Raw genomic sequence first — 17,177 nt, 5'->3', positions numbered from 1 at the left:
CATCGTTTTTGATTTTCTTACTAAATTTTTTGTAGTCAAAATTTATTTAAATTTGCCGATATGCTTTTAAATTTAAAGGCAAGGCGATGCGGATAAACTCAAATTTTATAAATTTAAATAAAAGCGCTCCTAAAAGCGGCCTAAATTTAAAGGCTGATGAAGCAAATTTAAAGAGCGAAGAGTCACAAAGCAGCGACAAAAGCGCTATTTTGCATGACGCTTCAAATTTAGCTAGTGAGGCAAATAATGAGAGCGAGAGTAGCGCCGATGTCATAAAAAAGCAGTTAGAAAAGCTGCAAAAACAGCTAAAAGAGATTGATAGCGCGATAAAACAGGCAAGTGCGAGCAAAAATCCATACGCAAAAGAGCTGGTTGCTTCGCTTCAGACCCAAAAAGGGGCTATATTTGCCCAGATAATGCAGCTAAACGCCCAGCTTTTAAAGATACAAGGCGCTTAAAAAGATCAAATTTGATGCTTTTAAAATTCTCTACTTAACTTAAATAACTCAAATTTAACCCTAAATTTAACCTCACACAGCCTTTACGCCGTAAAAATTCATGATTTTATTGTGAATTAGTAGCGAGACATACATTATCACAGCGCCCAAAATAAGCCTTGTTAGATTAGTGTCCTTTTGCCAAAAGAGTAAATTTACGATGATAGCAGCTGGTATGAGGGCGTTGTTCATGATGGCAAGCACGCCGCTATCGACCTCGCAAGCCCCCTTGTTCCACATAAAATATCCAAGCCCACTAGCGACTATGCCAAGCCACAAAAGCACCAAAGTTTGCGTTAGATCTACATGAAATTTAGCTGGATTGCCAAGGGTTATTAGTGCGATCACTGCTACAAAAAACGCTCCAAAGTGAAAGTAGCCAAAGACTTTTTTTTGATCCACGTCAAACCTCTCCAAAAGCGCCTTATAGGCACTTTGCCCTGCTCCAAAGCATATATTTGCCCCTTGCACCAGCAAAAAGCCCTTTAGCACACCCTCATTTATCGCACCATACTTGATAATAAGCGCGCCAAAGACCGCTACGCCAACGCTAAAGAGATAAAGTGGTCTAAATTTAAAGCTAAATGCATCATATATAAGCGTCACATAAAACGGCGTAAAAATGGTAAAAAGTGCGACTTCTGGCACGCTTAGATACAAAAACGAGTTGTAGTAGCAAAGATACATAAGCCCTATCTGCACCGCTCCGATCGCCATTATGCCAAGGGCGAGCTTTGGATTTACCCCGCGAAATTTCGTAAATGGCAAAAAAACTAGGCTTGCAAGCGTCACGCGCACAAAAACGGCTAGGTAGCTATCGACCTTGCCAGCTAAAAACTCGCCTATCAAGCTAAAGCTAAACGCCCATAAAATGGTCACGAAGATCAGTTTATTCATTCTATCACCACCTCATTTATATTTCTTGCGCACTCAAAAAAGTATTCAAGCTTGTTTAGCTCGAGCAAATCGCCGTTTAAAATGAAATTTGCCCTGTCGCTAAAATTTTTCTCACTCACAAATAAAAACTGCTCAAATTTTACCTTGCCGCTAAGATAGCCATTTAGCAGGTCATTAAAGTCGCTATCAAGGCTATCTTGCTTTAGCGAGTCTAAATTTAGCCTAGCACTTAGGCTCTCTATCACGCCTCTTAGATCCTTTAGCCTAGCTATTATCCTGTTTTCTTCATCGCTTAGATCAAGCGCGGCCTTTTGCTCCTCTATGCGTTTAGTTTGGCTTTGCTTGCTAAGGCTTAGGCTATCTGGCAGCTTCCACTCAAACTCCACTCTAGGTTTGTTCGCATCAGCATACGCATCAACCATCTGTGAAGTCGTCCTCTCGCCTTTTTTAAAGCTGTTATTATTCACACTTTGCGTATCTTTTAAGTAAATTTTTGGAGCAAATTTGCTCTTTTGCTTCTCATTTTCTTGCTCTTTTATATATTTTTCTTGCTCCATAGCCCCAAGTTTGGCGCTTAGATCATCTTTGCTAAAATCAGGCATCACTATCTTTGAGCCAGCATTAAAGCCGATTTCGCCGTTTGAGAGCAAATTTATCCTTGAGTTTAGCTCGGCTAGCTTAAGCCCAAGCTCGTCTAGCTCGGCTCTTTTTTTATTAAGAGTGAAATTTATCGCATCAAATTCGCTCTTATCTATCTCGCCATACTCAAACCAAAACTCATTTTCAGCCGCAGCCTTGGCAAAGCTATCTACAAATTTTGTCTCTAAATTTATAAGAGAATTTAGTGCAACGGCGTTAAAATAGACCTTTGCGACCTGAAAAGCAGTGAGATTCATAAGCTCTTCATCTTTATAAATTTTCTCCACGCCCTTGTGATCTAAAATTTTATCCGCAGCCTCGCTCGCACCGCCGTCAAAGATGAGATACTCAACCTTTGCCGTGATAGATCCAGCCTTTGTCATATACCCGCCCTTTAGCTCGTCAGGCACAAAGGTATATCTGCCATCAAGGGATAAATTTAGCTTGTTGCTCTTATTTTTATTTATATATTCGTTTTTATTAAATTCTTTCAAACTCTCAAGCTTCGCACTTTGCGCCAGAGCGATGATCTCTAGTAAATTTCCAGCCCAAAGAGGCAAAGCAAAGAGCAAAACCGCCAAAATCTTCTTCAAATTCTCTCCCTTTCATAAAATTTTCTTATAAATTTATCAAGATTATAAACCCAAGCAAAAAGCACTGGCACGACAAGTAGGCTAAGCAAGGTCGAGCTAATGAGCCCAAAGATGATGCTTATAGCCATAGGCGAGTTGGCTTCAAAGCCAGCACCCCTGCCAAGCGCAAGAGGCAGCATGGCAAATATCATCGCAAAAGTGGTCATTAAAACAGCTCTTAAGCGCTTTTTAGCAGCTATTTTCACAGCTTCGTTTGCCTCTATACCGCTATTTGCAAAGTGATTTGCAAAATCAACCACCAAAATGGCGTTTTTACCGACCATGCCAAAGAGCAAGATGACGCCAACCATGACAAATAGGCTAAATGGGTTGCCGCTTATTAAAAGCCCTATCACCACGCCACAAAAGGCAAGCGGCATGGCTAGCATAATGAGAAATGGCAGCAAAAAGCTCTCATAAAGCGCAGCAAGCACCATGTAAATAAGCACCGCACTAGCGCTCACTGTAAAGATAAACGAAGCATTCGTATCATCCATAAGCTCGACAAAACCAAGAAATTTATACTTGAAATTTGCTGGCAAAATTTCATCAAGCTTCTTTGAAATTTCATTTGCCACGTTATTTAGCGGAGCGTTGTTTTTTGTATTTGCTAGAAATTTGATCTCATCGGCTCTATTAAACCTTGAAATGCTAGCTGGCTTTTGCTCAAAACTAATCGTCGCCACATCGCCAAGTGTGACAAAAAAGCCATCATTACTTCTTATCTTGGTCTTTAAGATATCATCTGTATCGCTTCTAAATTTATCATCAAGACGCATGTAAAGCTCATACTCTTTGCCATTTTCGTTTTCAAAAACAGAGACCTCGTTCTGGCTAAATGCGCTATAAACGGCGCTTGCAATGCTGGCTTTATCTAAATTTAGCCTTTTTGCCTTATCTTCATCGATAGAGATTTGCACACGCTTTAGCAGATCTTCTTCAGGCGAATTTACATCCGTTGCATCATTTATCTCCTTTAGCATCTTGCTGATCTTTGGTACAAATTTCTCTAGATCTTTGCCATTTTCAGAGGTGATAGTAAGCTTAACTGGCTGCACATCTCCACCTTCAACAACCGGAAGATCAGCCACAATGACGCTCATATCGTCACTTTTTAGCTTGTCGCGAAACCTCTGCATGATAGCGTTTTGCCGCTCGTGATTAGCTCTATCTTTTAGCTCCTTTAGCCTAACGTAAGCTTTTACAAGATAAGGCTGTTTGGCGTCTGTGTAGCCAAGGATGAAGTAGGCGTAAGCGACCTGAGGATCGGCGTTTATGAGTGAAATTTTATCTTTTAGCCTCTCTTTACTAGCTTGCAAGCTAAGTGATGGATCAAGCTTAAAGTAGATGTTAAACTCCGAGTTATCCTCGCTTGGCATGAAGTCGCCACCTACAAATTTAGCCAGTCCAAACGAGCAAAAAACGACCACAAGCGTTATGGCTAAAAATATGAGCTTAAATTTAAGCGCTAAAGTTAAAAGCTTCTCGTAACCATTTTCAAGCGCTTCAAAAAATGGCTCGCTCTTTATATAAAATTTGCTCTCCTTAGCATTTACAAACCTAGCACTAAGCGTTGGCACAAGAAATATACTCACAAAAAACGAGATGACGATGCCAGCTGCTACGCTCATCGCAAATGAGTTAAAATACTTGCCAACGATGCCACTCATAAAGGCTATTGGCACAAAGACGCAAAGCAGCACGAGCGAGATCGCAAAGACGCTAAATGCTATCTCTTTTATGCCTGCAAAGCTTGCCTTTAGGGCATTTGGCTCATCTTTTAGCCGGCTTGCGATGTTTTCAGTGACAACTATCGCATCATCGATAAAAATTCCAATACCAAGCGTAAGTGCGATAAGACTTAGGCGGTTTATGTCGTATCCAAGGGCATTTATGATGAAAAATGTCGCCACGATACTAGTTGGGATCGCCACGACCGAGATAATGGTGATCGAGAAATTTCTTAAAAACAGATATACGATCACGATGGTTAGCAAGACGCCAAGGATCATATCAAAGGCGGTTTGATCGATGTGCTTTTGTATCACTTCGCTCTTATCGTAGGCTATTTTTACGTCGTATTCACTGCCAAGCAGGCTCTTAAACTGCTCCAGCCTTGACTTTGCAAGAGAGATAACTGTTAGTGCGTTTGCATTTGGCGCTAGCTCAAGCCCCAACAAAACGCCGCTTTGCTCGTTCATTATAGTAGCCTCGCTCGCGTCTTTGTGGGCTAACTCAACACTTGCGATATCTTTTAAAAAGACCCCTTGCTTGATCGTTAAATTTCTTATCTCATCTATGCTTTTGGCGCTGAAATTTGACTTGATCGCCATTTGGATCTGCTCATTTTCTATCTTGCCAAGTGGCGCTTTTAAATTTTCAACCTTTATCAAATTTGCCACTTCATTTGCACTAAGGGCGTTTTTATCAAGTTTAAATCTATCTAGTAAAATTTTCACCGCTGGCTCTAAAAAGCCATTAGTCTTAACCTTTGAAACGCCGCTTATGCGCTCTAAAAATGGCTTTGCTACGTCATCGATCTCTTGCATGAGCTTGGTTTCGTTGCCATCAAGCCTTGTGATAAAAAGGCTAAATACAGATGACGAGAGCCCATTTAGCTTTTCTATCTCGTAGTTTGCACCAACTCTCGCCTTTTGCATCTTGTCGCGGACGTCGTTTGTAGCGCTCTCTAAATCTTTGTTTAGCTCAAATTCGATGCTTACCACGCTTAGGTTGTCAAAGCTAGTTGAGTAAAGCTTTTTTATCCCCTCGATGCTTGAGACCTCGTCCTCGATCTTTTGCGTGATCTTTGTCTTGATGTAGTTCATATCACCGTTTGCGTAGGTTGTGATCTTTACTATCGGGATATTTACTTGCGGGTATAAATTTACATTCATCGTCTTTAGCGAGTAGATGCCAAAGACAACAAGGCTTAAGAATATCATAAGCGTAGTTATGGGGCGGTTTATAGCTGTTTTTATCATCTAGTTTCGCCGATTATCACTTTTCCTTGACCAAACATGCCTGGCTTCATCCCAACATCGTAAGCTTCGGCGTAAAATTTCCTGGTCTCTCGCTTAATTTCTGGGTAAATTAGCGCGATTTTTAGCTCTTTTTCTTCGCTTGTCGCATCAAGCTTAAATTTAAACATGTCGCCTATTTTTACTAAATTTGCATATTTTTCATCGATCGCTATTAAAATTTTAACCTCTTCGGAGTTTAAGACAAAGGCTGGCTGAAGCGGCGAAGCACTCTCGCCAAGCTCGACATTTTTACTAGCTATGACGCCATCAAAAGGAGCTTTTAAAAGAGCCTTTTTAAGATGATCATCTGCGTTTAAAATGGCGATCTCAGCTGCTTGCACCCTAAGAGCTGCCTCGTCAAATTTATACTTTACCTCATCAAATTCTTGCTTTGAAGTGACGTCCTTTACTTGGCTAAATTTATTAAAGGTGCTTTTAGCAAATTCTTTGGCATTTTTGGCAAGCGCTAGGTCGTTTTTTGCCTTTTTTAGAGCGATCTCAAGGCTTGTTTGATCAAGGCTAGCTAAAGCGTCACCCTTTTTAACATGGCTTGAGACATCTACAAAAATTTTATCCACCTTGCCGCTGCTCTCAAATGCAAGCTTTGAACTTTGCTTAGCATAGACTTCAAAATCAGCAAAAATTTCCTCCCTTGCAAATGAAAAAACGCAAAATACCATTAAAATTATCAGCTTTTTCAATCCCTAATCCTCTCTAAAATGCTCTCGCCGCTTTCAAAAAAATACTCCGCTTTTTTGATCTCTAGCTCATCTTTTGCCCCTTCAAAAAGGCTAATGGCGTCAAATTTTTGTGAGAGCGCCTCAAGCAGGTCGCTATATCCTAAAAGCCCAGAATTATACTTCTCAAAGCTTGCTCTTAGCGCAAGATCGCTTGCTTTTACATACTCATTTAGCGAAGCGATCTTTGAGCTAAGAGTTGCGATCTCGTTTTGTAAATTTTTAAGTTTGGTCTCATTTTCACGCTTTTTGTACTCTAAATTTAGCCTCGCTTCATCAAGCGCGATCTTGCCAGCTTGGCTCATCTTGCTAGTGGCAAAAAAGTCAAAAATTTTCCACCTAAAGCTAACGCCAAATTTATTGCCGTGGGTATCTTCTTTTAGATATTTGTCAAGATATGGGCGATAAGCGCTATACTTGCCAAGGTCGATGTCGTAGTTATTTTTGTAAAATCCATATGTATCATAAAGCGAAATTTGAGGTAAAAAGCCAGCTCTTGTCTCGCTAAGCTTAGCTTCGCTTATAAAAATATCTTGATTTAGCCTGTCAAGCTCGGCGTTTTTTGAAGCTAAATTTGAGCTAATATCAGCCATTTTTGCCCCGCTAAGTGGCAAAATTTGCTCACCTATTAGCAAATTTATCTCATTTAAAATTTGATCCATTTTGTTTTTGTATTCAAGCTCCACGCTATTTGCCAAGTGGTATTTTGCCCGCACATTTTCTAGCTCGTCTTTTGCGGCAAGCCCTGCAATGTTCGCCTTTTCAAGCTTGTCTAAAACGCCTTTTAAGAAATTTGCCTGAGCGTTTTTGGCAGCTATTATATTTTCAAGCGCGCAGGCGTTAAAGTATAAATTTACAGCCTTAAAAGCAAGGTAGTTTTTAGCTTCATCACTTGCGATGGCGGCTTTATTCTTTAAAAGCTGGCTCATCTTTAGCCTAGCCTCTCTAGCTCCACCATCATATAGTAAAAAATCGATCCTTGCTAGCACGCCAGCTGACTCTTTGGCGACTATGCTTGGAAAGGTGCTTGCGTTTTTGCCGTATGAGCCCTCTAGGCTGAGGCTTGGCAAATAGGCGCTTGATGTCGCTTCGTCATTTAAATTTGCTCTTTTTAGTTCAAGCTCTTTGATCTTTGAAATTTCGTTTTGAGTGGCTTTGTTTGCTATCTCGCTTAAATTTGATCCAAATAGCGCCAAAGGCAAAAGTGCTAATAAAATTTTTTTCATCAGTGAAAGCTCTTTACTAAATTTCCTATTAGCAAATTCCAGCCGTCTACCAGCACGAAGATGAGTAGCTTAAATGGCAGCGAAATCATGACAGGAGGGAGCATCATCATACCCATCGCCATCAAAACGGAGCTTACGACCATGTCGATAACTAAAAATGGTAGGTAGAGCAAAAATGCTATCTCAAAAGATGTCTTTAGCTCACTTATCATAAAGGCTGACATCGCGATGCTTAGCGGGATATCCTCGATATTTGCTGGATTTTGCAAATTTCTTATCCTGAAAAATAGCGCAAGATCTTTTTCTCTAGTGTTTTTAACCATAAATTCTTTAAACGGCTTTAAACTCTTATCAAGCATCTCCTCATAGCCTATCTGCTCGGCTATATAAGGCTTTATGCCCTCATCGTAGCTTCTTTGCCCGACTGGCTCCATGATAAAAAATGTAAGCACCATCGCAAGCGAGATGAGTACCGTTGAAGGTGGCACTTGCTGTGTGCCCATCGCTTGGCGCAAAAATGAAAAGACAATGACAAGGCGCAAAAAGCTAGTCATCATAAAGATTAGTGAAGGAGCGAGTGCAAGAGCGGTGAGGATTAGTAAAACATTTAGAGAATTTACAAGCTGCTCGGCATTTTGCGGTGAATTTAGGCTTAAATTTATAGTTGGTAGCGCAGGATCAGCGCCAAAAACTACACAAAACAAAACCGCTAAACTAAGCAGTGCTTTCACGACTAATTCCTCGTATCAAGGATACTTTTCTTAGTAGCCTCTTTATTTTTTGGCTCGAGCGAGACGAAATGAATTTCCACTCTATTATTTTTTGCTCTGCCCTCGTCACTAGCGTTGCTAGCGATCGGATCAAAAGAGGCTCTGCCAGAAGTGATAAGCCTCTCTTGTGGTACGCCATCGCTAACTAGCTCTTCAAGCACGCTTAGTGCCCTTGCAGTAGAGAGTTGCCAGTTATTTTTATATATAGAGTCTTTACTTGGATTTGTATTATCAGTGTATCCGATGATATCTGTTTTTACCTCATTTGGCATTTTGGCTATAATCATGCCTATTCGCTTTAAAAAGAGCTTCGCATCCTCGCCAGAAATTTCGGCGCTATCTTTGTCAAAGAGCATCGCAGCTGGAAGCCTAACGATAAAGCCATCCTCGCTCTCCTCCATAGTGATCTCAGGTGCCCCACTAGCCGTTAGTAGCTCATTTATCTTTTTAACAGTCGAAGTGACCTCATTTTGAGCACCTTTTTGAGCTTTTGGCTTTGGAGTGCGTCTGCTTTCAGGATCTGTCTCTTTTTCTACCTGACTATCTGGTCTTGCGCCACCTTCTAGCACGCTTAGCGCACCAGCTAGCGAGCCAACAGCAGCCTCCATCTTTTTAGCATCCATCGTTGCCATAGAAAGGAGCAAAACAAAGAAGCAAAGTAGGAGTGACATAAGGTCGCCAAAGGCAGCCAACCACTCAGGCATGCACTTTGGGCACTCTTCTGGTTTTATTAACTTACCCATTATTCAAACTGACTTTTTCTATCTTTTGGAGGTAAAAATGCTAAGAGCTTAGCCTCAAGCGTTCTTGGGTTGTCCCCTGCTTGTATCGCCATGATCCCCTCTAAAATGACTTGCTTCTCAAGTGCCTCATCAGCATCGCGGATCGAGAGGATATTTGCAACAGGCGAGCCGATGATGTTACCTATCATTGCACCATAAAGTGTCGTAAGCAAGGCAACCGCCATAGATGGACCGATCGCACTAGGATCTGACATATTTAGAAGCATCGCAACAAGGCCAATGAGCGTTCCGATCATACCCATCGCACCTGCAAAACCGCCTACTTGCTCGAAAATTTTGATGTTATTTGCATGCCTTGTGCTAGTTTGATCTATATCGATCTCCAAAAGTGCTCTGATCGCATCTGGCTCATTGCCATCGACTGCCATTGAAAGCCCTTTTTTTAAAAACTGATTTGTCTCGTTATTTACTTCGCTCTCAAGTGCCAAAATGCCATCTCGCCTAGCTTTGGTTGAGTAATCAACTACTTTTTTTATAGTCTCAGGTAAATTCACAACAACTGATGGCTTAACAGCGACACCATAAAATTTACCGATACCCTTAAGCGTCTCCATCTTGAAGCCAACCATCATAACGCCGATAGTACCACCAAAAACGATCATCACAGAAGGGATATCGATGTATGGTCCTATACCAACGCCTATCGCCATTGATCCAAACAAAAGCACTAGGGTCAAAACCCAGCCGACGACGGTTCCTAAATCCATTTAAACTCGCTTTATTTATAAATTCTTAAGAATTGCTATTTTATTAGCTTTTTGTTGAAACAATCGTTAAATTAAAAAAAATGTTTGCCATTTTTTGCTACAATCTGCGAAATTTTTAACGTTAAAAGGCTTAAAAATGAACAATAATACTTCAATCATAATCCTAGCTGCTGGTCTTGGCACCAGGATGAAATCAAAACGTCCAAAAGTCCTATTTGAACTATGTGGCGAGCCGATGATCATTCACATCTTAAAGCAAGCTTATGCGATCACAAATGACGTTAGCGTCGTGCTTCACTACGAAAAAGAGTTAATTAGCAAAAAGATAAAAGAAATTTTCCCTCAAACTAAAATTTTCGAGCAAGATCTAGCAAATTTCCCAGGCACTGCTGGCGCAATAAAGGGCGTAAGCTTAAGCGGCGAAAAGGTGCTAGTAACTTGCGGCGACATGCCGCTTGTTAGATCAACTGACCTTATGCGCTTAGCAAATGCCGAAGCAGACGTAGTTATGAGCTCATTTGAAGCGGCAAATCCTTTTGGCTACGGCAGAGTTATCATAAAAAACGGCAAAGTCGAGGCCATCGTCGAGCAAAAAGATGCGAGCGAAGCGCAGCTTGCCATAAAAAGCGTAAATGCCGGCTGCTACTGCTTTAAACGCGAGGCGTTAGAGCAAATTTTACCGCTCATAAGCAACCAAAACGCACAAAAAGAGTACTACCTAACTGACGCCATAAAAATAGCAAATGAAAAGGGTTTAAAGTGCGTTGCAGTAAATGTTAATGAGCAAAATTTCATGGGTATAAATGATAAATTTCAGCTAAGCATCGCAGAAAAAATAATGCAAGATGAGATCAAGCAAAATTTGATGAAAGCTGGCGTTTTGATGCGCATGCCTGAGAGCATTTTCATAGATAGCAGGGCTAAATTTGAAGGCGAGTGCGTGCTCGAAGAAAACGTAAGCATCCTTGGCGAGTGCGTCATAACAGAAAGTATCATCAAAAGCTCATCGGTGATAGAAAGCAGCGTCATCAAAAACTCAGATATCGGCCCACTAGCCCATATAAGGCCAAATTCTGAAATTTCTGACACACACATAGGAAATTTCGTCGAGGTTAAAAAAGGCGTTCTTAGCGGCGTAAAAGCTGGGCATTTGAGCTATCTTGGCGACTGCGAGATAGAAAGTGGCACAAATATCGGTTGTGGCACGATCACATGCAACTATGATGGCAAGGCTAAATACAAAACCAAAATCGGCAAAAACGTCTTTGTTGGCTCAGATACGCAGTTAGTTGCCCCTGTAAATATCGCTGATAACGTCATCATCGCAGCTGGCAGCACCATCACAAAAGACGTTGAGAGCGGCGCTCTAGCTATTAGCAGAGGTCGCCAAGAGAATAAAAGCGGCTTTTTTGAGAAATTCTTTGGCAAAGACGATGTTAAAAAATAAGAAAATTTTACTTGCTGTTTGCGGCAGTATCGCCTTTTACAAGGCATTCGAAATTTTATCGTTGCTTAAAAAGCAAGGCGCTGATGTTTATGTGGCTTTGAGTGAGGGGGCGCTTGAGTTTTGCAGTGTAAGCGGCTTTGAGGCGCTAAGCGAGCATAAAATTTTAAGCTCACAAACGCAAAACTGGCAAGATGGCGTAAATCACATAGCCTACTCTAAAATGGATCTAGTGCTAATAGCACCTGCCTCGGCAAATACGGTAAATAAGCTAACAGCTGGGATCTGCGACAATGTCTTCATGCAAACGCTAATCGCCGCCTCGCACGTGCCTTTAGTCGTTGCCCCTGCTGCAAATAACAATATGATCGAGCATTTTGCGACGCAAAATTCGCTTGAAATTTTAAAGAAAAACGGCGCTTTAGTGGTTGAGCCAGTGCTTAAAACTCTAGCTTGTGGCGACGTTGGCAAGGGTGCTTTAGCAAGCCCTGAAGTGATAGTAGAAGCTGCCATTAAAAGGCTTAGCAAGCCACTTTTTGCAGGCAAAAAAGTAGTGATAACGGGCGGTGCAACAACTGAAAAGATAGATGATGTAAGAGCCATTACAAATTTTTCAAGCGGCAAGATGGCAAAAGCTTTGGCTAGAGCCTTTTACTACGCAGGTGCGGAGGTAAAACTGCTTGCTAGCTTTGAAACTAGTAGCGAGCCGTTTCTTAGCCTTAAATTTAGCTCAAGTAGCGAGCTTTTAGAGCTTTGTAAGAGCGAGTGTGAGGACACAAATTTACTTGTAATGTGCGCTGCGGTGAGCGATTTTGTGCCAACAAAAATTGATGGCAAGATAAAAAAAGAGGGCGTTGGAGAGAGCTTAAATTTAAGCCTAAACAAAAATGTAGATATTTTGCAAAGTTTAAGTAAATTTAGCTGTAAAAAGATCGGCTTTAAGCTTGAAATCTCAAGCGAGAGCGCTCTTAAAAGCGCAAGATCAATGCTAGAAAAAAAAGGGCTTGACGCAGTTTGTCTAAATATTTTGGGCGAGAAAAATGGCTTTGCAAGCGAGCAAAACGAGGTAAATTTCATCACAAAAAATAACGAGATTTTACTACCACTTGCCTCAAAAGATGAGATCGCATGGCGCATCGTGGAGCTAGCAGCAAATTTATGATAGAGCAAATCTCACGCGTCCAAAAGATAGCAAAAAACAGCCAAGCTCCGCTAGTAGCGATAAATTCGTCCTTGCCGCTTAGCATTTTGGTGAGCCAAAAGGTCGGCTTTAATAGATACATCTTAAATTTCGCAAATAGAAATTTAAACACAAAAAGCGTAAAAGAACTAAACGTGGGCTCAAGATACTGGGGCGAGGTGCATAGTCAGGGCGAAAACATCGTCATAAAAAATTTATACGAAAAGCCAAAAATTTTAGATGAGGACGTTTTGGCTGATGGGCTAAATTTGATAGAAAATTTGGTAAAAAACGAGAATTTATCGTGGCTTTACAGCTATTTATTTAAAAACTTAAGCGAAGTTAAAACAAAAGATGAGATGAGAGTGCTGGCAAAAATGCTCTTTGCTCTGCAAGAAAACGTCGTGCATATACCCTTTGCGTATAGCGGCACAAACGGCATTTTCCAGCTTAAAAAAGAGGCAAGTGAGATGAGAGTTTTTCTAGTATTTTCAAATTTTGCGCCCCTTATTTTTAAATTTAAAGATGAAAATTTATATGAGATCGCAACTCCATTTAGCAATGTCGCGAGCTTGCTAAAAAGCGAATTCAGCGCCGCAGTTATGGTGCAAAACGTAAGCGCTCTTTGGAGTAAAAAAGAGCAGATAATTGACTTTAAAGGCTAGACATTGAACAAACTTAACCACCTCGCTATCATCATGGACGGCAACGGACGCTGGGCGAAAAAGCGCGGATTTTTGCGGACAAATGGGCACGAGGCCGGGGCAAATGTGGTAAGCGATATGTGCGAATTTTGCATTGATAATGGGGTAAAAATTTTAAGCCTTTACGCATTTAGCACCGAAAACTGGAAAAGACCGCAAAAAGAGGTTGATTTTTTGATGAATTTGCTTAAGAAATTTCTTCTTTTAAAGCGTGATGATTTTATAAAAAATGTGATCAAATTTAACACGATCGGCGACATCTCGCCATTTAGTGATGAGCTAAAAAATGAGATAGAGATCACCAAAGACGCAACAAAGGAAAATACAAATTTGCTTTTAAATTTAGCGATAAACTACGGCTCAAAAGATGAGATCATTAGAGCTGTGCGAAAACTAAATTTAAAAGGCTGTGAGATAAGTGAAATGAGCCTAAATGCGGCACTTGATGAGAGTGAGCCAGTCGATCTTCTCATTAGGACTGGTGGCGAGAGCAGGCTTTCAAATTTCATGCTCTGGCAGGCAAGCTATGCGGAGCTCTTTTTCACGCCGACACTTTGGCCTGACTTTGGCAAGGACGAGCTTGCAAGCATCGTAGCTAAATTTAAAGATATAGAGCGAAGATTTGGCGGGGTGTAGTTAGATAATGGATATTTTGGTCATCTTTTTTGCCGTTTTTGCTTTTGTTCTTGGCATCTGTGTGGGGTCATTTTCAAATGTGCTGATATACCGCTTGCCACGAAGTGAAAGTATAAATTTCCCAGCCTCACACTGCCCAAAATGCTCTCACAAGCTAAATTTTTATCACAACGTTCCACTTTTTTCATGGCTATTTTTAGGTGGAAAATGCGCCTTTTGCAAGCAAAAGATAAGCCTTGTCTATCCGCTGATTGAGCTAGTCTCTGGATTATTTTTTCTGATCTGCTTTTTTAAAGAGTGCGGCGAAATTTTGAGCGTAGAAACCTTGCTTTATGCGCTATTTTTAGGGCTTTGCTTTATCATGCTACTAGCCCTTAGCGTCATAGACATAAGGTATAAAGCCGTGCCAGATCCGCTTCTTTTTGCAGCGCTATTTTTTGCATTTGGCTACGCCCTGCTGCTTTTTATCTTTAAAGGAAATTTTGCTCAAATTTTAAATTTAATCCTCTTTGGATTTATATTTTGGGCGCTTAGATTTGTCGTGAGCTATGCGATGAAGCGCGAAGCCATGGGCAGTGCTGACATATTTATCGCAGCGATCATCGGAGCTATTTTACCAGCCAAGCTAGCCCTTGCGGCGATCTATCTGGCCGCACTTCTTACGCTTCCAGTCTATGCGCTCGTTCGCAAAAAGGGTTACGAGCTAGCCTTTGTGCCATTTTTAAGCCTGGGGCTGCTTGTCACCTACGCTTTTGACGGGCAAGTTTTAGAAATTTTAAGGTTCATTTATGAGTAGAGTAAATAAATATCTTTTGTTTAACTTTTTAGGCACGTTTGCATCGCTATTTAGTACGCTTTTTTTGATCATGTCAATCGTCTTTTTCATCCAGATCGCGCGTATCACTTCATATATCGAGATCAGCTTTGGTGAGCTCTTTAAACTCTACTCATTTATGCTCCCACGCGTGCTACTCTTTGTCGTGCCTATCGCGTTTTTCGTCTCACTTGCGATGACACTTTTTAGGCTATCAAAAGAGAATGAAAGTATCGTTATCTTCACACTTGGTGGCTCGCCAAATAAAATAGCAAGATTTTTCTTAGCTTTTTCAGCCCTTTTAAGCACTGCCTTGCTGGTAGTTGCCATCGTCATGATACCAATAGCCGCTCAGCTAAATGCAAATTTCATCGACTATAAAAAGACGGTTGCTAAGCTAAATTTAAAGCCAACCCAGTTTGGACAAAAATTCTCCGACTGGATGGTCTATGTGGGCAGCGAAAGTGAAGACAAAAATGGCACGACCTACAAAGATATCGTGATGTTTAACCCCTTTGTCAAAGACTCACAGCGCCTAATAACCGCTAAAAACGCAAAGATTATAAACGTGGGTCAAAGCGTGGAGCTCTCTTTAAACGAGGGCAAAATGTATGACATCAGAGATGAAATTTATCATCAAAGCAACTTCAAATCAATGAAGATAAGAACCGCCCAAAGCGAGGAAATAAGCGACGTTGGCAGCATCAAAGAGTACTGGATGGAGGCAGCTAGCAGCGATAAACGTAGAAAAGACCTTAGCACCTACGTCCTAGTGGCCCTCTTCCCGCTTGCAAGCACGCTCTTTGCTATCAGCCTTGGCATCGTCACATACAGATACGAAAAGGGCATGGTCTATGTTGGCACTTTTGGCGTTTTGTTTGGATATTTTACGCTTATAATGCTCTTTTCATCAAAGCCAGCACTAGCGATACCGCTCATATTTTTTGTATTTTTAATGGCTGGCGTCTTGCTTTATAAAGCCAAGATCACACGAAGATACTGATGAAAATTCAGCTAATCTACAGCTACGATGGCTCGAAATTTCAAGGCTCACAGACCCAGCCGCACGAAAATGGCGTAGAGGATGAGTTAGAGCGCGCCCTAGCTCACGTTGGCATTTTCGAAAGAGTAGTCTCTAGCTCGCGCACTGATAAAAGCGTGCACGCAAATAACCAAAGCTCAAGCGTTGTTTGCGGCGATCATTTTAAAGACTTAAATCGCCTAAAAGATCTTATAAACCGTCACGCACACCCAAGCATTCACATAAAACGCATAAATTTGGTGGATGATAGCTTTCAAGCAAGATTTGACGCGGTGGCAAGGTCTTATAGATATATGATAGATCACGGCAAATTTGATGTTTTTAGCTCAAACTACAAGGTGTTTTTGCCTAAATTTGATACCAGAAAAGCAAATGAAATTTTGCGAAATTTTATCGGAGAGCATGATTTTAGCGCATATATGAAAACTGGAAGCGACACAAAAAGCCCAGTGCGAGAAATTTATCAAGCATTTTGCTATCAGCACAAAGAGCAAACTATCATTGTTTTTAAAGCAAACGGCTTTTTACGCGGTCAAGTACGCCTCATGGTTGCAAATTTACTAAAAGCGCTGAAGCAAAAAGATGGTGGCAAGCTCATCAAAGCTTCACTAAATGGGCGTCCTGCCCTAACTCGCATACCAGCGCCTGCTGAAGGGCTATATCTAAATAGAGTTTTTTATAAATTTAACTAATTCTCAAAAGTGGTCTGAAATAAAATGTGGGAGAAAAAGGATGGTGCGCCCGAGAGAATTCGAATCTCTGACCTTTTGAACCGCAATCAAATGCTCTATCCAGCTGAGCTACGAGCGCACATGAAAAATTAAGTTGTGATATTAACCAAACTTTCCTTAAAAAGAGATTGTATTCATTTTAAATTTATAACCTTTTTAGTAAAATCCTTTGTGCAAAAGGAGCAAAAATGAACGATTTTTTCGATAGTCTAAAAGAGATCAAAAAAGAGCTTGCAAAAGAGCAAGGTGTGGCAAAAAAGCCCCAAAAAGAGGCTCTTTCTCACACAAAAGAGGAGGCGATCTTACACAAAGAACAAAAGCTAAGAGATGAGTTTTTGGCATATACAAAAGATAGCAATATCAGGAAAATTTAACTTTGGAACGCTAGTTGCTTTAAATGGGGATATTTTGAATGGAGAAACCCATGAATATAACCCAAACTTTAGAATCTTTAAGCATTTTAACCGATAGCGACGCTCTTTTTTGCGAGCTTCGCGCACTGATAAGTAAAAATTTCACAAAAACCCTAGCAAACAAAGACAAGATCATCTCTTTTTATGAAGAGAGTGAGATCCCACAGCGAAAATGCTTCTTAAAATTTATTAAAAAACTCTACGAAAAACAGGGCAACGAGCTTGACGTGACCTTTGCAAAATATAAAACCATAAAACTATCTTTAGTGCAAAGAAACGCCC

17 protein-coding genes, 1 tRNA gene and 1 pseudogene are annotated in these 17,177 nt (G+C 40.9%); 10 read left to right on the top strand and 9 right to left on the bottom strand.

What is annotated here, in order from left to right:
* Positions 1-86 precede the first annotated feature (86 nt).
* Positions 87-458: a hypothetical protein gene (locus CYP77_RS08145; RefSeq protein WP_103567173.1), complete on the top strand. Its 372-nt coding sequence runs from the start codon at positions 87-89 to the stop codon at positions 456-458.
* Between the two features lie 72 nt (positions 459-530).
* Here CYP77_RS08145 and CYP77_RS08140 read toward each other — a convergent pair whose 3' ends face one another.
* From CYP77_RS08140 to CYP77_RS08105, 8 genes are read right to left on the bottom strand one after another with little or no spacing between them, the layout of a single operon-like run.
* On the bottom strand, positions 531-1,394 hold the full coding sequence (locus CYP77_RS08140; protein WP_103599737.1) for an EamA family transporter: 864 nt from the start codon (positions 1,392-1,394) through the stop codon (positions 531-533).
* Entirely contained in the window at positions 1,391-2,626 is a 1,236-nt protein-coding gene (locus CYP77_RS08135; protein ID WP_103567171.1) for a TolC family protein, read from the bottom strand. Before CYP77_RS08135 ends, CYP77_RS08140 begins: the two co-directional genes overlap by 4 nt.
* Positions 2,623-5,649, bottom strand: coding sequence for an efflux RND transporter permease subunit (locus tag CYP77_RS08130; RefSeq protein ID WP_103567170.1), 3,027 nt, complete (start codon positions 5,647-5,649; stop codon positions 2,623-2,625). Before CYP77_RS08130 ends, CYP77_RS08135 begins: the two co-directional genes overlap by 4 nt.
* Positions 5,646-6,389: an efflux RND transporter periplasmic adaptor subunit gene (locus tag CYP77_RS08125; RefSeq protein ID WP_103567169.1), complete on the bottom strand. Its 744-nt coding sequence runs from the start codon at positions 6,387-6,389 to the stop codon at positions 5,646-5,648. Before CYP77_RS08125 ends, CYP77_RS08130 begins: the two co-directional genes overlap by 4 nt.
* Entirely contained in the window at positions 6,386-7,651 is a 1,266-nt protein-coding gene (locus tag CYP77_RS08120; protein ID WP_103567168.1) for a TolC family protein, read from the bottom strand. Before CYP77_RS08120 ends, CYP77_RS08125 begins: the two co-directional genes overlap by 4 nt.
* Positions 7,651-8,373 (bottom strand): flagellar type III secretion system pore protein FliP, encoded by a 723-nt coding sequence (fliP, locus tag CYP77_RS08115; RefSeq protein WP_196779718.1) that lies wholly within the window; start codon positions 8,371-8,373, stop codon positions 7,651-7,653. The genes CYP77_RS08120 and fliP overlap by 1 nt, the downstream gene beginning before the upstream one ends.
* An 11-nt stretch (positions 8,374-8,384) precedes the next feature.
* Positions 8,385-9,164, bottom strand: coding sequence for a flagellar motor protein MotB (locus CYP77_RS08110; RefSeq protein ID WP_103567167.1), 780 nt, complete (start codon positions 9,162-9,164; stop codon positions 8,385-8,387).
* On the bottom strand, positions 9,164-9,931 hold the full coding sequence (locus tag CYP77_RS08105) for a motility protein A (protein WP_021086711.1): 768 nt from the start codon (positions 9,929-9,931) through the stop codon (positions 9,164-9,166). The genes CYP77_RS08110 and CYP77_RS08105 overlap by 1 nt, the downstream gene beginning before the upstream one ends.
* A 136-nt stretch (positions 9,932-10,067) precedes the next feature.
* Between CYP77_RS08105 and glmU the strand changes: the two genes are divergently transcribed.
* The 7 genes from glmU to truA are packed head-to-tail and all read left to right on the top strand — an operon-like array spanning position 10,068 to position 16,443.
* The gene (gene glmU / locus CYP77_RS08100) at positions 10,068-11,378 is read left to right on the top strand and encodes a bifunctional UDP-N-acetylglucosamine diphosphorylase/glucosamine-1-phosphate N-acetyltransferase GlmU (protein ID WP_103558166.1); all 1,311 of its coding nucleotides are present in this window, start codon (positions 10,068-10,070) and stop codon (positions 11,376-11,378) included.
* Complete coding sequence (coaBC, locus tag CYP77_RS08095) at positions 11,365-12,537, top strand: bifunctional phosphopantothenoylcysteine decarboxylase/phosphopantothenate--cysteine ligase CoaBC (protein ID WP_103567166.1); 1,173 nt, start codon at positions 11,365-11,367, stop codon at positions 12,535-12,537. The genes glmU and coaBC overlap by 14 nt, the downstream gene beginning before the upstream one ends.
* Complete coding sequence (locus CYP77_RS08090; protein WP_103567196.1) at positions 12,534-13,220, top strand: hypothetical protein; 687 nt, start codon at positions 12,534-12,536, stop codon at positions 13,218-13,220. The genes coaBC and CYP77_RS08090 overlap by 4 nt, the downstream gene beginning before the upstream one ends.
* Positions 13,221-13,223: 3 nt before the next feature.
* Positions 13,224-13,895, top strand: a complete 672-nt coding sequence (uppS, locus tag CYP77_RS08085; protein WP_103567165.1) for a polyprenyl diphosphate synthase — start codon at positions 13,224-13,226, stop codon at positions 13,893-13,895.
* A 7-nt stretch (positions 13,896-13,902) separates the two neighbouring features.
* Positions 13,903-14,691: a prepilin peptidase gene (locus tag CYP77_RS08080; RefSeq protein ID WP_103567164.1), complete on the top strand. Its 789-nt coding sequence runs from the start codon at positions 13,903-13,905 to the stop codon at positions 14,689-14,691.
* On the top strand, positions 14,684-15,712 hold the full coding sequence (locus CYP77_RS08075) for an LptF/LptG family permease (protein ID WP_103567163.1): 1,029 nt from the start codon (positions 14,684-14,686) through the stop codon (positions 15,710-15,712). Before CYP77_RS08080 ends, CYP77_RS08075 begins: the two co-directional genes overlap by 8 nt.
* Positions 15,712-16,443, top strand: a complete 732-nt coding sequence (truA, locus tag CYP77_RS08070; RefSeq protein WP_103567162.1) for a tRNA pseudouridine(38-40) synthase TruA — start codon at positions 15,712-15,714, stop codon at positions 16,441-16,443. The genes CYP77_RS08075 and truA overlap by 1 nt, the downstream gene beginning before the upstream one ends.
* Positions 16,444-16,484: 41 nt before the next feature.
* On the opposite strand, the gene CYP77_RS08065 is transcribed toward truA, so the two are convergent.
* Positions 16,485-16,561, bottom strand: a tRNA-Arg gene (locus CYP77_RS08065).
* Positions 16,562-16,670: 109 nt separating this feature from the next.
* Between CYP77_RS08065 and CYP77_RS08060 the strand changes: the two genes are divergently transcribed.
* Complete coding sequence (locus tag CYP77_RS08060; RefSeq protein ID WP_103567161.1) at positions 16,671-16,856, top strand: hypothetical protein; 186 nt, start codon at positions 16,671-16,673, stop codon at positions 16,854-16,856.
* 50 nt (positions 16,857-16,906) lie between these two features.
* Positions 16,907-17,177 (top strand): annotated as a pseudogene (locus CYP77_RS08055) (adenylosuccinate lyase); the annotation flags it as partial.

The organism is Campylobacter concisus (assembly GCF_002913865.1).
GTDB lineage: Bacteria > Campylobacterota > Campylobacteria > Campylobacterales > Campylobacteraceae > Campylobacter_A > Campylobacter_A concisus_AM.
The sequence above is the reverse complement of the archived record's forward strand: the minus strand, read 5'-3'. Positions and strand labels throughout refer to the sequence as shown.

Excerpts from the sequence above, each read along its gene's own strand:
- CYP77_RS08080 (WP_103567164.1), top strand. The coding sequence starts at position 13,903 with ATGGATATTTTGGTCATCTTTTTTGCCGTTTTTGCTTTTGTTCTTGGC.
- CYP77_RS08130 (WP_103567170.1), bottom strand. The coding sequence starts at position 5,649 with ATGATAAAAACAGCTATAAACCGCCCCATAACTACGCTTATGATATTC.
- CYP77_RS08110 (WP_103567167.1), bottom strand. The coding sequence starts at position 9,164 with ATGGGTAAGTTAATAAAACCAGAAGAGTGCCCAAAGTGCATGCCTGAG.
- coaBC (WP_103567166.1), top strand. The coding sequence starts at position 11,365 with ATGTTAAAAAATAAGAAAATTTTACTTGCTGTTTGCGGCAGTATCGCC.
- truA (WP_103567162.1), top strand. The coding sequence starts at position 15,712 with ATGAAAATTCAGCTAATCTACAGCTACGATGGCTCGAAATTTCAAGGC.
- CYP77_RS08105 (WP_021086711.1), bottom strand. The coding sequence starts at position 9,931 with ATGGATTTAGGAACCGTCGTCGGCTGGGTTTTGACCCTAGTGCTTTTG.
- CYP77_RS08145 (WP_103567173.1), top strand. The coding sequence starts at position 87 with ATGCGGATAAACTCAAATTTTATAAATTTAAATAAAAGCGCTCCTAAA.
- CYP77_RS08140 (WP_103599737.1), bottom strand. The coding sequence starts at position 1,394 with ATGAATAAACTGATCTTCGTGACCATTTTATGGGCGTTTAGCTTTAGC.
- CYP77_RS08120 (WP_103567168.1), bottom strand. The coding sequence starts at position 7,651 with ATGAAAAAAATTTTATTAGCACTTTTGCCTTTGGCGCTATTTGGATCA.
- CYP77_RS08075 (WP_103567163.1), top strand. The coding sequence starts at position 14,684 with ATGAGTAGAGTAAATAAATATCTTTTGTTTAACTTTTTAGGCACGTTT.
- CYP77_RS08090 (WP_103567196.1), top strand. The coding sequence starts at position 12,534 with ATGATAGAGCAAATCTCACGCGTCCAAAAGATAGCAAAAAACAGCCAA.
- glmU (WP_103558166.1), top strand. The coding sequence starts at position 10,068 with ATGAACAATAATACTTCAATCATAATCCTAGCTGCTGGTCTTGGCACC.
- CYP77_RS08060 (WP_103567161.1), top strand. The coding sequence starts at position 16,671 with ATGAACGATTTTTTCGATAGTCTAAAAGAGATCAAAAAAGAGCTTGCA.